Genomic DNA, 14,955 nt, shown 5'->3' with positions numbered 1-14,955 from the left:
TTGGGCCCGCCAATTTTGCGGGAGAACCGCGATTTGACAAGGGTTTATCCCACTCCGAGGCGAGATTCACCTATTTTTCGTACAGCTCGTGCCAATAAATGGTCTTTAGTACGTGCTTTACCGGAGCTTTTTGGACTCGAAGTGCTCCCCGGCGAGGGCGCGCTTGACGAAGTCGCCCCAAAATGGGGTCGGCTCGTAGTTCCAGTTCTTGATGAGAATGGGGGTGCTCTTGGGGTGGAGGCAGAAGGCGGTCCAGTTGAGCTGATACTTCTGGATCATGCCGAGGGCGTCGGGGACCCAGGTGTACGGGTCTTCTTGTTTGTTGGCGGCGACGAAGGGCATTTTTTTGATGTCCGCGCCGGTTTCGCCGACGAAGATCGGGTATTTGTCGACGAGGGCGAGGAAGTGTTTCTGCCAGTTGCCGTGCCAGTTGTAGAAATGCGTGGCGTACATGATGCCGTTGCCGCCTTTGTCGTCGAGGGCGAAGCCCTGGAGGATGCCTTCAAGGGAGTAGGCGCTGCCGACGCCGCCTGCGATGATGATGTTGTGGGCTCCGGCTTCGCGCACGAGGTTGACGAGGCCCTGCATGCCGCAGGAGACAAAGAGGAGGCGCTGTTCCTCGCCTTTCTTCGGCTTGTTCTTGATTTCGCCGCCGTTGCGCCAGATGTCCCAGGCGAGGCCGCCCGGTTCGTTGAAAATATCGAAGAGGACGGCCGGGTTGTTCTTGTACCGGAGCGCCGCGTCTTTCCAGAACTCGGCGTCGAGGTCCTGCGGCGCGCCAAAGCGGTGCAGATCGAGGATGAGGTAGGCTCCCTGCCCGGCGGCCATGGCCACGGCGTCGTCGACGATTTTGCGGTAGGCTTCGGCGTCGTTGGCGGTGGATTGCGGCGGCTTGCCCTGCCCGAACCAGAAGCCGGGGTGCACCGGCAGGCGCACGGCGTTGGCCTTCCAGTCGACAAGGGAGACTTTCATGGATTGCAGGATGTTCTCGCCCTTGGCGGACCATTCCAGGCTGGGGACGTTGACGCCTTGGAGCCAGACGCGCGTCCCTTTGGCGGTGACGAGCCGGTTGCCGGAGACCTTGAGTTCTTCGGTTTTGGGCGGCAGGCCGAGCATCCGCTGCACCTCGGCCTCGTCCTCGGCTTTCTTTTGCGCGGCAAGGACGGGGGCCATGACGAGCGCGGTGACGTCGGCCTCGCTCATGGGCGTGAGCTGGACTTGGGTGACGTCGAGGGTGCCGGAGGCGGCCCGGTTAAGGCAGAGGGTTACGAGGAGGCGGGAGGCTCCTTCCGGGACGAGGAAGTGCCGGTCGATGCCGGTCCAGGTCTTGGCGTGGGAATCGAAGATGGCGTCGCTGGGCGAGGGCTTTACCGGCTGGCCTTGTTCGTTGAGGAAGCTGAAACGAGCCCGGGCGTCGTTTTGGAAGGACTTGCCAAATTTCACGCCGTTGGCGCGGAACTGTGCGGTGAAGTCGAGGCCCTTGAGCTCGGGCCCCACGGGGATGGACTGGATGATGCGCACGAGTTCATCGGGCTGCTGGGAAACCAGGCGGGCGAAGGGCTTGCCCTCCTCCTGCTCCCGGGTGACGAGGCCCGGGTTATCTTTGTCCCAACCGGCGGCCCACACGGGGTCCTGCGGGGAGACCTGGGCGAAGTCGCCATTGATGACTAGGTTCGCCGGGGTCTGCGCCCGCAGCGGGAGGGCTGCAAACGCCAGGGCAAGGGAGAGGGCCGCCGTTAACCAACGGCCCGGCAAGGAAGGGAGGAAGTGGTTCATGGGAACAGGGGCTAGCGCATGCGCTTGATGCCGAACTGCTTGCCGTTGAGGGCGTCCTTGGCGAACGCACCCCAGAAGGGCGAGGGCGTGTAGTCCCAGTCGGCCAGGAGGACCGGCGTGGAGCGGGTGTGGAAGGAGAAGGCCGTCCAGTGGAGCTTGTATTTCTGGATCATGCCGAGGGCATCGGGCACCCAGGTGTACGGGTCTTCCTGGAGGTCGAGCGGGATGAAGTTCATCTTCTTAATGTCAGCGCCGCATTCGCCCACGAGGATCGGGTGCTTCTCGGCAAGGAAGAGGAAGTGTTTCTGCCAGTCCTTATGCCAGTTGTAGAAATGCGCGCCGTAGATGAGGCCGTTGCCGCCTCGGTCGTCGAGTTCGTAGCCGTTGGCGATGCCGGTGAGGTCGAAGGAGTAGGCCAGGCCGCCGACGAGCACGATGTTCCGGGCTCCTGTCTGGCGAATGGTATCCAGGAGCGCCTGCATGCCGGGGGTGTGCCACGGGGCTTTGTTTTTTTCCTCGACCATGCCGCCGTTTTTCCAGAGTTCCCAGGAGATGTCGTGCGGTTCGTTGAACAGCTCGAAGATGACCGCAGGGTTGTTCTTATAACGGTTGGCGGCGTCGGCCCAGAAGGCGAGGTTCGCGTCGGTGGGGGCCAGGAAGCGGTGCAGATCGAGGATGACGTGGGCGCCACGGCCCGCGGCGAGCTTGATGATTTTATCCACCAGGAGCTGGTAATCCTCGGCTTTGTTCGGGATGCCGTTCTTGCCGCGTCCGAACCAGATGTCGTCGTTGACGGGGACGCGCAGGACGTTGGCGTTCCAGTCGGTCAGCGCCACCCAGGAGGAATAGAGGATATTGGCATCGCCCGCGGCGTTCCATTCAAGGCTGTCGATGTTAACGCCCTGGAGCCAGACCGGTTTGCCGTCCGGGTCGAGGATCTGGTTGCCGGAGACTTTCAGCTCGACGGCTTTGGCCGGTTTGGGCAGTTCGCGCTCGACGACGGCTTGCTGGTCGGCCTTCTTTTTCGCGGCGGCGGCGACGTCGGCGGCCAGGGAACTGGCGTCCTGCGAGTCGAGCGCTACCATGCGGATCTCGGCAAAGTCGATGCTCCCCTCGGCCACTTGGAAGAGGGCGGGCATGAGCTGGATTTTATCCGTTCCCGGGGGGATGAGGAAGCGCTTTACGGCGGTGGTCCATTCGGTCGCTTTGGGGTTGAAGCCGAGCGTTCCCGGGTCGGGCTGGATGGATTTGCGCTGGGAGTCGAGGGCGTGGATGATGGTGCGGGCGTCGAACCACGGTTTTTCGCCCTTCTTGATCCCGGCGGTGCGGTAGCGGATGGCCAGTTCCACAGCCCGGACTCCAGCGGGGATGGGGACTTCGCGGTAGGCCATGAGCATCTGTCCGGGCTTCTGGGAGACCAGGCGCAGGAAGTGCTGGCCGTTTTCCTCCTTCCAGGTGATTCCGGAGGCTTTGCCCCAGCCGTCGGGCCAGCCGACGTTCTTGGAGTCTTTGGAGAAGTCGCTATTGGCGATGAGCGCGCGCCCTTCGGCGAGGACCACCGGAGCGGGGGGTGGCGTGGGCGTCGCGCCCGAGAGCGTGGCCCCTACGCCGCCGGGGGCGGTGTCGGTGGAGTTCTGCGCGCGCAGGAGCGCCGGGCTCGCCAAGAGCGAAATGCAGGCCAGCGCGGCCAGAACGCGGCGAGAGGAAGGGATATGGGGGATTATCATAGCAAGTGGAGCAAAAGCGGGATGGGGCACAGGGCAAGCTTACTGAACGGACGAGGGATCGATGACGACCAGCTTGATTTCGGCAAAATCGACGCGGCCTTCCGCCACCTGGAAGAGCGAGGGCATGAACTTGATCTTACGCGTCCCCTCGGGCAGGAGGAAGCGCTTGGTCACGGTGGTCCAGTCGGCGACTTCGGGCTTTAATACCAGCGGGCTGGCGTCGGGCTTCACCGCCTTGCGTTCGGCGTCCATGAAGTTGACGATGACGCGGGCGTCGAACCACGGCTTCTCGCCTTTCTTGATCCCGGCGGAGCGATAACGAACGGTCAGCTCGGCGGCCTTGACGTCGGCAGTGACGGGGATCTCGCGGTAGAGCATGAGCATCTGCCCGGGCCGCTGGGAGGCGAGCCGCAGGAACTGGGTGCCGCTTTCGGTCTCCCAGGTGATGCCCTCTCCCCTGCCCCAGCCATCGGGCCAGCCCGCGCCCTTGGAGTCGGCGGAGAAGTCGCTATTGGGGATCAAGGCGGAGCCGACGGTCTGCGCCTTCGCCGGACCGGCAACGAGGGATAAACAGGCCAACGCGGCAAGGATCGAAGGAATCTGGGGGAGTTTCATAAATAAGGAAATGGATTGGCGGACCCGGAAGCCGGCTCCCGGGCCCGCCTTGCTCTCAATGGAAGTAGCGTGAATATAGCTCTATGCGTTCTTACGGCGCAGGTGTTGCAGGCCGACCAGGCAGCCGAACCCGGAGAGGACCATAGCCCAGGTTCCCGGCTCGGGCACGACGGTCAACGTAAGGTCGTTCCCGGTGCCGCCCGTGTAGTTGAGTTCGTAGATCAGGCTGCCGTAGGTAAAGGTGGTGGAGGTGCTGGTGCTGTCGGCGATGGTCACTGTCGAACCGCCCAGCGTTACCGTTCCGAAGGTCCCGGAAATCAAGGAAGCTCCCTCGTTATCAATCAGAACGTAGGTGCCGAGCGTGGTTCCCAGCGTCAAGTCGAGGGTTCCGCCGCTGAGGGTCACGGAGTTGGTAGCGGTGATGTGATTATAGGATGCGAGGGAATCCAGCGTGAGGGAGACCAGCGCTCCGGATTTCACGCTCAGGCTGCTGACGGTGCTAGCGCCTACCGTGAAGGTGGCCCCGCTTTCAATCGTCAACGCGCCGTTGACCGTGCCGGACCCCCGGTAGGTTCCCAGCACGTCCACATCGCCCTTGACGGTGCCGCTGTTGACCAAGGTGGCCGCGGCGGATACTGACAAGGCTGAATTGTTGGTGGTGGTCAGGCCTGTAACCGAAAGGATGCCGGAGGAGGCCGTCACGCCAGCGGAAAAGGTGTTGGTGCCGCTCAGCGTGCTGTTGCCGCTGAAGGAGGCCGCTCCCGCGATCTTCAGGCCGGAGCCCTTGACGGTGGCGTCAACGCCGGTCACGGTGCCGTTGACCGTGCCCGTGCCGCCCAGAGCGCCGCCCGAGAGAATGCTGACCGCGCTCGATGCGTGGGTGGAGCCGTTGACGTCGAGTTCACCGGCGGAAATGGTGGTCGCCCCGGTGTAGGTGTTGGCGGCGGTAAGGATGGTCGTTCCCGAGCCGACTTGATTGAAAGCGCCAGCACCCGCAACCACTCCCGCAAAGGTGTTCCTCTTGGCTGAAGCGGCATAAACCGTGCCGTTATTGGAAACCGTACCGGCATAGCTTCCGCCGTCTCCTTGGTTGAGCACAAAGGCCGCTCCCGAGGCCACTGAAACCGTGCCGCTGGTCAGCGAACCGGTGGAGCCATTGCCTAATTGCAAGGTGCCGGTGTTGATGGTGGTGACACCGGTGTAGGTATTGGCCCCGGCCAGGAGCAGCGTGCCCGCGCCGGACTTCGTCAAGCCCGCGCTAGCAGCCCCACCGGAGATCGCCCCGCCCACGGCCAGCGTATTGGCAGTAACGGTAACCGTCCTTGATGCGGAACCGAGGGAGACCGCCCCGGTGCCCAGATTCAAATCGTTGGTACCCACAAACGTGAAGCCGCCATTCCATGCCTGGACGTTGTCGGTGGCTAGCGTCAAGGAGGAGCCGGTCTTGTTGTCGATGGAGCCGCTGTTCAGGGTCAACGTCCCCGAACCCAAGGCCCAGGCGCTGCCGATGTTCAGCAAACCGGAGGTAACGCTTACTCCGCCAGAAAAGGTGTTGATGCCAGAAAGCGTGGCATTCAACCGGACATTGACGGCAAGGCCACCGGAGCCAACGATCGGGCCGCTGAAGACAATACTCCCGGAGCTGGTTGATGGCCCCTGAAGCTGAAGTGCGGCGGTGTTATTCAAAGTGATCGTGCCAGTGTAGGTCTGAACGTGGGTACCGCTCGAATCCCCCTCCCGGATGATTGAAGTTCCCCCACCCTGCACCACGATGTTGTTGGCAATGGTGGTGGTGTTGTTAACGGCGATTGACGCCGTTCCCGAGGAAGTCGAGGTGTCGCCCAGGGTAATCGTGCCCGAGCCAAAACTGCCGTTATAGAAGGAGATCGAACCATTCTTAACCCACAGCCCTCCACTGAATACATTCACGCCCGTCTTGGTGCTGGTTATGGAAGACCCTCCGTCCACTAAAATAGAGAGGGAGGAGCCGCTTCCCTCGGAGAAATAAGAGGTGGTGTTGTACTGGGCGGAATAAGCGCCGCCCGAGAAGGTCAATGTAACGGCCCCCAGGTTCGATCCCGTCGTCACGGCATTGTATACCACGGAGGTGCCGCTGGTCCACGTTTGGGACGAAGCAAGCGCAATCGTCGACCCCAGCGTCACGGCTCCCGCACCGCTGCTAACCGTCAGCCCTCCGCTCCCCAAGGTCAACGTCCCGGAAGAAAACGCAGTCGCGGAGGTGTTGTTCACCACTACCCCCTGCGCTGCGGAAGATCCGCTCAGAGTGATCGTCGCGGCGCTTGCGGTATTGAGAAAATACGCCGTGGAAGAAACGGTCGGGACTGTGGTTGTAAACCAGTTAGCCGTCGAATCCCAACTGCCGCTCGTTACCGTGCTATTCCATGTAACCGAGGCCGCATGAACGGCCTGACAGGCAAATAGCAGCGAAGACAGAACCAGAATATGGCCGCGCACAGAGGCGGTGGATTTGTGCTGAAGAGGGGAGGAGGTTTTCATAATGGGGTTAAGAGGAAAGTGCTCTATTAATCGGGGTTTGCAACAGGGTGAGCAGAACGACCAGGCGCTCTGTGAGCTGCCCCCTATCTACCGCAAGCCATATAGCTATGCAAGGACTTTATTTTTTATTTCGATCAATGCCTTTCCAGAGCGCATCAATCCATGATTTTGCCCTATTTCGCCTCCAAAAGCTCCTGATTCCCTTGATCTTAGCCAGATTGCTTTAGCACAACAAAGCAACCGCTCCCTTCTGGGCCGCGACCAGGGAAGCAGCAAAATCCAGCATCAACAGAGGTAACTGAAGAGAAATGTCGGCAATTTTTTCACATTGTTGAACATTTTTTATAGTTTTATGCTGACAAAAGTGACGCGATTGCTATATTGTCCTCTCAAGCGGACTGCTATTACCTGTTTTGAACCCTCCACATCCAATGAAAATTGCTCGCACCCAATTGAAACACCAGCGAGTCGAAGCCGAGATCCGGCGATTGGTGCAAACCCTCCCCGTGGGAGCCAAGCTTCCTGCCGAACGGGATATGGCGGAAAGCTATAACTGTAATTTCCTCACGGTGCGGAAGGCGCTCAAGCAGATGGTCGACGACGGCAGCATCGTTCGCCGCGTGGGCAGCGGCACGTTTGTCGCCAGGACCGCCGAGGCGCTCCCGGCAGGCAGGGGCGGCAAGGCGGTCGGAATGCTGGTGGGCAATGAAAGCAACGCCTACGCCTTCCGCGTCATCCAGGCCGTGGCCCAGGCGGGCCAGGAACAGGGCGTGGACCTCAAGTCGGGATGGGTTCGCGATTTCTCCGACGAAGCGCTCGCCCAGGCGCAGCAATTTCAAAAAGACGGCTGCGTGGCCCTCACGCTGCCATGGTTCCCGCATGAAAAGACCGAGGAAGTGCGCGATTTCGTCCAGCGCTGCCCGCTTCCGGTGAGCATCGCCATGCTCATCCCGGGCCTGGAGCGCAATTGCTTTACCCGCCCGGACACCTTCGGCACGAGCACGAGCGAGGCCATTGAGAGCCTCTGCAACTATTTCAGCCTGCTGGGGCACCAGCGGATCGCCCTCATCGGGCCCGATTCCGCCAGCGACGTCCTGCTGCAAAAGCGCCTGAGCGCCTATGCCTGCTTCACTTCGCGGGAGAACCTCGTCAGCCTTTGCGGGCTCGTCGCCCCCGGGGCGCAGGCGATGGATCAGCTCGCGGAGCGCTGGAAGGGCTACCAGGGCGATCTCGCCATCATCAGCTACGACGACGAGCATGCGCTGCGCTTCATGACGGCCATGCATAAGCTGGGCCTGAGCGCGCCGGAAGATTACACGATCATCGGCTACAACGACACGGAAGGCAGCCGCTACAGCGACCCGCCCCTGAGCACGATCCACCAGAATTTCGACCACATCGGCACCTGGCTCCTCAAAAGCGCGCTCTCTCTGGCGCAGGGGGAGACCTGCCAGTCGCCGGAAAATCCGCGCCCCATCATGCTCGTGCGCTCCACGTGCGGCGGCCGCGAAAAGATCAACGACGAACTGCGCAGCCAGCTTCCGGATATCGACATTACGGTTGACGAAAACGGCCACACCCCCGAGTTTCCTCAGGCGATCCTGGCGAGCTAAGCGCCTCCCCATTTTAGTCTAGTACGGAAACCGGATCGCCCGGTTTCCGTGCCTGCGTTCCATGAACCCCGTCCTTATCCCCTTTCTGAACAGCGGCCTGGAGACCGATCAAACCACAGCCATCCTGGCCGGGCACCCCGGGAGTCCGCTCCTCCCGCCGTTGGGCTCGTTGGCCCGCTTCGAGTTCGATAAATCGGCAGGGTGTCTGGTAATTGCAGACACTTTTAACCTAAGCCGCGCCGACGCCTTTGAGACCGCGCTGATCAGCCCCCACCCCTTTTCCATCGCCGAGGGCCAGGCCACCGTCGCGGCGGGCGGCCTCACGCTGGCCATCCTCCCCGCCCCGGGCCTCCGGGCCGTTCGCGTCGGGACGCTGCGCTTTCGCAATCACGACGGAAAGACGATCAAGCATTCCGGCTCATTCTGGCACCGGAACCCCCCTCCAATTCTCTCGAATTGGCCATCAGAATAGAATTGCTATAGCACCGCGCCAGCGCATTTATCAGGGCAAATCGGCAATATGCTTTACAAAAAAATAAAGTGCTTGCATAGCACGCACCTCCATTGCATTATCCAGGTATCAAGTTAAGTTGAATTAACCAAGATGCCCATCCTCCCCCCCATTTCATCGAGAGCGCATCAGGACTCCTCCCGCCACAACGTGCGTGGCTTCAGCCTGTTGGAACTGATGGCCGTGATTGCCATCTTCGTCGTGCTCATGGGCCTCTCGATCTCCGCGCTCACGCGCAACCGGACGGCCAACATCACCAACGCCGGGTATCAAATCGCCAACGTACTGGAGCTGGCCCGGGGCTACGCGGTGGCCAACCACACCTACACCTGGGTCGGGATCTTCGAGGAAGACAGCTCGAAGACCAGCACCTCGCCCGCAACCTCCGGCGTCGGGCGGCTGATCATCTCGGTGGTGGCCTCGCGCGACGGCACCTCCATCTTTAGCGAAGCCGCGGCAGAGACCACCGGCACCGCCACCCCGGCGGTCCAGACGCTGACGGCCTCGCGGCTTGTGCAAATCGGCAAGCTGGTCAAAATTGAAAACGTGCACGTCTGCACCCCCACGGCGGTCACCCCCACCTTCGCCAAGCGGCCCGGAGCGGCCATCGCCGCCAAAGACCGCGTCGGCCTGAGCCCCGCGAGCAGCCCGCTCCTTTTTCAATTCCAATACCCACTGGGCGGCACCGCACAGTACACCTTCGGCATCCGGCCCGCCCCCACCGCCACCGGCGGCCAACCCGTCCCCAGCGGCATCGTGATGTTCAACCCACAGGGCGAGGCCACCTCCGACGCCGGACCGCAGCCGGGCGTCGCCCCTTGTAAAGAAATCGCCATCCAGGCCACCCACGGCACCAAGCCCGACCAGGGGACCAACGTGGCGGCTATCGGCATCAACGGTCTCACCGGCTTGGCAACCCTCTATCGCCCATGAAACGCTTTCCCTCCCAATCCTCCGGGTTCTCGCTCGTCGAAGTGGCCCTGGCCATCGGCATCGCCGGGTTCTGCCTGATCTCGATTTTGGGGCTCATCCCCGTCGGCCTGAACGTCGCCCAAAACGCCTCCTCGCAAACCGGAGCCGTCAGCCTCATCAGCGCCATCGCCGCCGATCTGCGCGAAGTCTCCACCACCGGCACCGCCTCCCCTTATTTTAAGATCACCATCCCCGACACCACTGGAAAGACGCTCTACGTGGATGACGGCGGCCAGTACACCACTGATTTGCAGAAGCTGCCCAATGCCCGCTACCGCGTGGAAGTCAAAACGGTCTCGGCTGTCTCCGGCTCGACGGGAAGCCCTACCATGCAAAAAGTCGTGGTGACATGGCCCGCGCGCGCCTCTGGCAATAACGTGGGCATGGCTGAAAGTATTCTCGCTTTGGATCTCAACTGACCCATGATTCCCCCGCCTTCCATCACGGCCGCCTTCCGGGGTGGCTCCGGGCGAGCCGTATCGAAGCACGGCGCATTCAGCCTGCTGGAAACGCTGATCGTCATGACGATCCTGGGGATGATGGCCCTCATTGTTTCGCAAATGGTCCGCAGCACCACCAGCACCATCAAACAAGCCGAGCGCCGCATGGATGCCGACGCGCAGGCGCGGCTGGTCTTTAACCGCATGGCCCGCGACTTCGAGGGCATGGCCCACCGCGGCGACATCAACTTCCTGCTCCAAAGCCAGAGCGGCAACGACGCCTTCTACTTCTTCAGCGAAGCCACGGGGCACTTCGCGGAAAGCGATCCCTACGGCGTCGGCTCCACGGCCCGCAACACCCTTTCGCTCATCGGCTACCGAATGAACGACAAGATCAGCGGCGGCGCTCGCGTCGAGCTGGAGCGGCTGGGCCGGGGGCTCCACTGGTTTGACTACGCTCCCGGCTCGGGCGATTCCACCGCCGTCTGCTACCTTCCCGCGACCATCGCCGTCAACTTCGCCACCCCGCTGGCCGACACCTACAACAACTCGTCCAACCTCTACCCCACCTCCACCGCCACCGCCACCGTGCCGCAATGGGACGTCGTGGGCGACCAGGTGGCCCGGATGGAGTACTGCCTGCTCTTGAAAGACGGGACCTTCTCGGTCATCCCGGTCATCGCCCCCTACCACACCGCCACCACCGCTCCCCTGGCCACGGACGACTCCGGCAGCGGCTATAGCATCGGCTCGCGTTGGTACGACGAGACCAACAAAGTCGGCTACATCTGCAAAGCGGCCACCTCCGGGAGCGCCGTCTGGGGCCCGCTGGGCATCCAGGACATCAGCGCGGTGATCGTCGGCCTGGCCGTGATCGACGGCGGCAGCCGCATCGTCGCCGACAAAACCGCCCTGGCCAAGCTCACCACGCTCCTGCCGGATTTCGACCCCGCTAACCCCGTCCTCATGAGCGCCGCGTGGCAAAGCGTCGTCAGCCAGACCACGTTCGCCAAAAAGGCCGGGCTGCCCGCCTCCACAGCCTCCGCCGTCCGGATTTACCAGCGGTATTTTTATTTCTAAGCACCCCATGAACGCGCGCATTCCAACAGCATCGAAGCGGGGCGTGGCCATCGTCATCGTCCTGGCGGTCATCGTCCTGCTGGCGGGGATGGTGATGGCGTTCTTCTCGCGCGTTAGCAACGAACGCACCGTGGCCAACAGCGACGCAGGGACGCTCAAGGCCGATCTCCTGGCGCGTTCCGCCCTGGGGCTCGTCGTCTCCGATCTCAAACAGGAAATCATCCTCACCTCCAGCGCCACGACCGTCGGCTCCGGCACTAACACCGTCACCCTCTACACCCCCAAGAGCGCCTCCGCCATGATGCCCGCCCGCACGGGAACGAGCACCGGCATTGCGAACCTCATCCGGCAAAGCCTGCGCTCCGATGGGCTGAGCGTTTCCAGCAGCGCCTCGGCGGTGAACTCCGCGAGTGACGTTTCCGCCAACGGCCGCTCTGTGAGCCCCGCCCGCTGGAATGCGCACTACCTCATTCCCCGGCTCAACGGCACCAGCACCGCCATCGACACCACCCCCATTGACGCCTACACCGCGCCGGACTGGGTCTTTGTAAACCGCAACGGGCGCGTCGTCCTCACCACCCCCGGCACCACGATTTCCAACCCCGAGGCCACCAACTCGGACTTCGTCGTGGGCCGCTACGCCTACGCCATTTACGACGAAGGCGGGCTCCTGGATATCAACGTCGCTGGTTGCCCCGCGACGGGAAGCGCAGCGGACCTCGGGCGGAAAGGCTCCGCAGCCCTGGCCGACCTGACCCAGCTCCCCACGGAAGCCGGCACCCTCGCGCAGAGCGTCGTCGATCAGCTCGTCGGCTGGCGCAACTACGCCACCGTCCAGCCCACCGGCGTCTACCCCAGCTTCACCATCGACGCCAACGCGGCCAGCCGCTACCTGAGCTACGTCACCGGCAACACCAACGGCTTCATCACCATCTCCGGGAGCACCTACAACAACCGCTCCGACCAAGCCATGCTGACCCGCCAGCAGCTCATCGCGCTGGGCCGGGGCATCGGCCTGAGCCAGAACGTCTACCAGTACCTGGGCACCTTCTCGCGCGATCTCGAAGCGCCCTCCTATTACCCCAACCCCAACCGGCCCCAAGTCCAAGCCTCGGCCAACAACAACATCAACGTCTTCGGCACCGGCAACGACGCCTACGGAGCCGACCGCAACAGCGATTCCGCCATGGACATCAACCCGCCGTTGCTCAACGTGCGCGTGGGAACCAGCTTCACCCGGCCCGATGGAACGACAGCCAAGGTGGGCGATCCGCTCCTTGCCAAACGCTTCCCGCTCTCGCGCCTCTCGCTCTTGACCTCGTCCGCCACGGCCTCCAAGAGCCAGAGCGACGCGATCTACCGCAACTTCGGCCTCTACCGCTCCGACGCCACCAAGCCCTGGATGTACGACCACGGCAACAGCACCGGCATCCTGCGCCTCTCCGACGTGGCAGCGCTGAGCCCCGGCCGCGAGCCCGATTTCTTCGAACTGCTCAAGGCCGCGATCAACGTCGGCAGCCTCGGGAAAGGCTCGGCCTACGACTACAGCAACGTCAACGCCTCCAGCTTTCTCACGCCCGGCACCTCCGGCTACCTGCAACAAGCCAAGGACACGCTGACCCAGCTCCAGCTTCTGCAAATCGGCGCGAACATTATCGACCAGGCCAAGAGCGATAATTACCCAACGCGCATTCAGTACTCCGGGGACACGACCGTCCCCAAGAACGAAGTCCGCGGCGTCCAGGACCTCCCCTACTTCTACGGCTTCCGCAACTGGGTAACGCAATACCTCGGCACCAGCGGCACCATGGCGGCCATTTGGATGCAGCCCGAACTGTGGAACCCGCACGCACCGCGCGGCGTCACCGAATCCTCTCCCACCACCTTCCGCGTTCGCGTTGAGCCGGACCCCTCCTCCACGGCGACCACATCTCCGATCATCACGCTTTCCGCCTTCTACGCCTACACGGGCACGGACAAAAAGACCAACTACGATACCCTCGACATCTCGGGGACGGTCTCGTTAAACGGGAGCAATTTCCTCTCGGCTTCCTCGGGCGGCGCGAACCCGCGACCGCTCGTTTTCAACTCCGGCAGCGCCGCCGGGTACTGGGATTTCAGGGAACCGACGCTGCTTGGCGTCACCTCCAAGCCAGCCGCCGCCCGCCTGGACTCGTCGGACTTCGCCAATACCGTCTTTAACGACATCAACACCAAAACGGCAGACACCGGCATTCTCCTGGCCACCACACCTTGGACTTACTATGCCACCGTCGCATCGGGGAACAACACGGGCACGCTGCCGCGCACGGATGTCCTTGAGAAGATCTGCATCTCCACGGATTCGTCCAACTACGCTTCGTCCATCCACATTTACCTCGACTACAAAGATGCCAGCAACAGCTGGATTACTTATGATGATCAGGTATTCGAATACCAACAAGGCGCGGCTGGCACGAGCGTTAAATGGATCGCCAGCTATACCGACTACCAGTCCAAGGTGACCGGGAGCAACGCCGAATATTTTAGCGCCACCCGGACTGATCCCCGGACATCGCGCTGGGTCGCCCAGTATTATCAGTACGCCTATTCGCGGGCGGTGGTGGACAGCGCCAATAATACCTGGTCGCCCATGCGCTATAACAGCACCACCTCCAGCTCCGTCACGCTAACAGGAGCCCACCTCGGCCGCGCACGCGACATTGGCTGGTACCTATACGGTTCCTACGGGAAACAAGGCCGCGGCATGCAGCTCCCCTACGTGCAGGAGAACAGCGTCCGCCAAACCTACCAGCTCGACGGCAGCTCCTACCGCTACGTGCGGGACCCCGACGGCGTGGTCCGGCGCGGTATGAGCGGATACGTTACCGATACCACCAACGGGGGCACCGCCGCCACCGCACAGCTCACCGGCACGGGCCTGCCCATGGAGGCGGGCAACTACACCAGCCGCCCCACGCTGCTGCACAGGCCCTTCCGCTCCGTGGCGGAGCTTGGCTACGTCTTCCGCGACACGCCGTGGGCGAACCTGAATTTCTCCTTCCCCGAAAGCGGCGACTCCGCGCTGCTCGACGTTTTCTGCATCAACGAAAACACCGAGTCCAGCGCCCTCGTGGCGGGCCGGGTCAACCTCAATACGCGCCAGGCCCCCGTGCTTCAGGCGCTCATCGCCAACGCCCTGCGGGACAAAGACGACGCCTCCAATCCGCTCCTGAGCGGCCCCGTCGCCGCAGAGCTGGCGGCCAAGCTCGTCAACCGCACCACCAACAGCACCCCGCTAATCAACCGCGCGGATCTCGTTGGCCGCTGGGTCTACTCCGGCGCCAGCCCGGCCGCAGCCAAGACCGCCCTCACCGGCACCGACCCGACCGCGACCACCGGCGGCCCAAATCCCGATAACTACCATACCGGCTTCTCCTACGACATCGGGACGGTATCCAGTGTGACTGGTCAATCCGCCAACCTCCCCATCTCGCTCATCCCGAGGCAGCGCGAAGCGGTCATCCGCGCCCTGGCCGACGCCGGAAACACGCGCACGTGGAACCTGCTGGTGGACGTCGTGGCGCAGAGCGGCCGCTTCCCGGCGAACAGCTCGAACCTTTCCAATTTCGTGGTCGACGGCGAAAAACGCTACTGGCTGCACGTCGCCATCGACCGCTTCACCGGAACCGTCCTGGACAGTCAATTGGAAGTCGTGAAATGAA

At 62.6% G+C, this 14,955-nt stretch carries 10 protein-coding genes; 6 read left to right on the top strand and 4 right to left on the bottom strand.

The features are described from left to right. Window positions 1-117: 117 nt before the first annotated feature. The 4 genes from B2828_RS12250 to B2828_RS12235 form a co-directional block, all read right to left on the bottom strand. Entirely contained in the window at window positions 118-1,776 is a 1,659-nt protein-coding gene (locus B2828_RS12250; protein WP_479634034.1) for a glycoside hydrolase family 5 protein, read from the bottom strand. Between the two features lie 11 nt (window positions 1,777-1,787). Next, window positions 1,788-3,503: a glycoside hydrolase family 5 protein gene (locus tag B2828_RS12245; protein ID WP_479634033.1), complete on the bottom strand. Its 1,716-nt coding sequence runs from the start codon at window positions 3,501-3,503 to the stop codon at window positions 1,788-1,790. Window positions 3,504-3,542: 39 nt separating this feature from the next. Beyond that, entirely contained in the window at window positions 3,543-4,118 is a 576-nt protein-coding gene (locus B2828_RS12240) for a hypothetical protein (RefSeq protein ID WP_479634032.1), read from the bottom strand. An 81-nt stretch (window positions 4,119-4,199) separates the two neighbouring features. Further along, entirely contained in the window at window positions 4,200-6,635 is a 2,436-nt protein-coding gene (locus B2828_RS12235) for an autotransporter-associated beta strand repeat-containing protein (RefSeq protein WP_479634031.1), read from the bottom strand. Between the two features lie 452 nt (window positions 6,636-7,087). On the opposite strand from B2828_RS12235, the gene B2828_RS12230 reads away from it, so the two are divergent. The 6 genes from B2828_RS12230 (at window position 7,088) to B2828_RS12205 (ending at window position 14,954) form a co-directional block, all read left to right on the top strand. Further along, the gene (locus B2828_RS12230) at window positions 7,088-8,248 is read left to right on the top strand and encodes a substrate-binding domain-containing protein (protein WP_479634030.1); all 1,161 of its coding nucleotides are present in this window, start codon (window positions 7,088-7,090) and stop codon (window positions 8,246-8,248) included. A 61-nt stretch (window positions 8,249-8,309) separates the two neighbouring features. Next, window positions 8,310-8,720 carry a hypothetical protein gene (locus tag B2828_RS12225; RefSeq protein WP_479634029.1) on the top strand — a complete coding sequence of 137 codons (411 nt, stop codon included), beginning with the start codon at window positions 8,310-8,312 and terminating at the stop codon, window positions 8,718-8,720. 132 nt (window positions 8,721-8,852) lie between these two features. After that, window positions 8,853-9,692 (top strand): pilus assembly FimT family protein, encoded by an 840-nt coding sequence (locus B2828_RS12220; protein ID WP_479634028.1) that lies wholly within the window; start codon window positions 8,853-8,855, stop codon window positions 9,690-9,692. Further along, window positions 9,689-10,150, top strand: a complete 462-nt coding sequence (gene vccB, locus B2828_RS12215; protein WP_479634027.1) for a Verru_Chthon cassette protein B — start codon at window positions 9,689-9,691, stop codon at window positions 10,148-10,150. The genes B2828_RS12220 and vccB overlap by 4 nt, the downstream gene beginning before the upstream one ends. Window positions 10,151-10,153: 3 nt before the next feature. Next, entirely contained in the window at window positions 10,154-11,251 is a 1,098-nt protein-coding gene (locus B2828_RS12210) for a PulJ/GspJ family protein (RefSeq protein WP_479634026.1), read from the top strand. Between the two features lie 7 nt (window positions 11,252-11,258). Further along, a complete protein-coding gene (locus B2828_RS12205) occupies window positions 11,259-14,954 on the top strand; it encodes a hypothetical protein (protein ID WP_479634025.1) in 3,696 nt (1,231 codons plus the stop codon). The last annotated feature ends 1 nt before the right edge of the window (window position 14,955 follow it).

The sequence above is a fragment of the Spartobacteria bacterium UBA695 genome (assembly GCA_002298145.1).
Classification (GTDB): domain Bacteria; phylum Verrucomicrobiota; class Verrucomicrobiia; order Chthoniobacterales; family Chthoniobacteraceae; genus UBA695.
This window is presented reverse-complemented; position numbering and strand designations above follow the sequence as displayed.

Excerpts from the sequence above, each read along its gene's own strand:
- B2828_RS12245 (WP_479634033.1), bottom strand. The coding sequence starts at position 3,503 with ATGATAATCCCCCATATCCCTTCCTCTCGCCGCGTTCTGGCCGCGCTG.
- B2828_RS12220 (WP_479634028.1), top strand. The coding sequence starts at position 8,853 with ATGCCCATCCTCCCCCCCATTTCATCGAGAGCGCATCAGGACTCCTCC.
- B2828_RS12250 (WP_479634034.1), bottom strand. The coding sequence starts at position 1,776 with ATGAACCACTTCCTCCCTTCCTTGCCGGGCCGTTGGTTAACGGCGGCC.
- B2828_RS12210 (WP_479634026.1), top strand. The coding sequence starts at position 10,154 with ATGATTCCCCCGCCTTCCATCACGGCCGCCTTCCGGGGTGGCTCCGGG.
- B2828_RS12225 (WP_479634029.1), top strand. The coding sequence starts at position 8,310 with ATGAACCCCGTCCTTATCCCCTTTCTGAACAGCGGCCTGGAGACCGAT.
- B2828_RS12240 (WP_479634032.1), bottom strand. The coding sequence starts at position 4,118 with ATGAAACTCCCCCAGATTCCTTCGATCCTTGCCGCGTTGGCCTGTTTA.
- B2828_RS12205 (WP_479634025.1), top strand. The coding sequence starts at position 11,259 with ATGAACGCGCGCATTCCAACAGCATCGAAGCGGGGCGTGGCCATCGTC.
- B2828_RS12235 (WP_479634031.1), bottom strand. The coding sequence starts at position 6,635 with ATGAAAACCTCCTCCCCTCTTCAGCACAAATCCACCGCCTCTGTGCGC.
- vccB (WP_479634027.1), top strand. The coding sequence starts at position 9,689 with ATGAAACGCTTTCCCTCCCAATCCTCCGGGTTCTCGCTCGTCGAAGTG.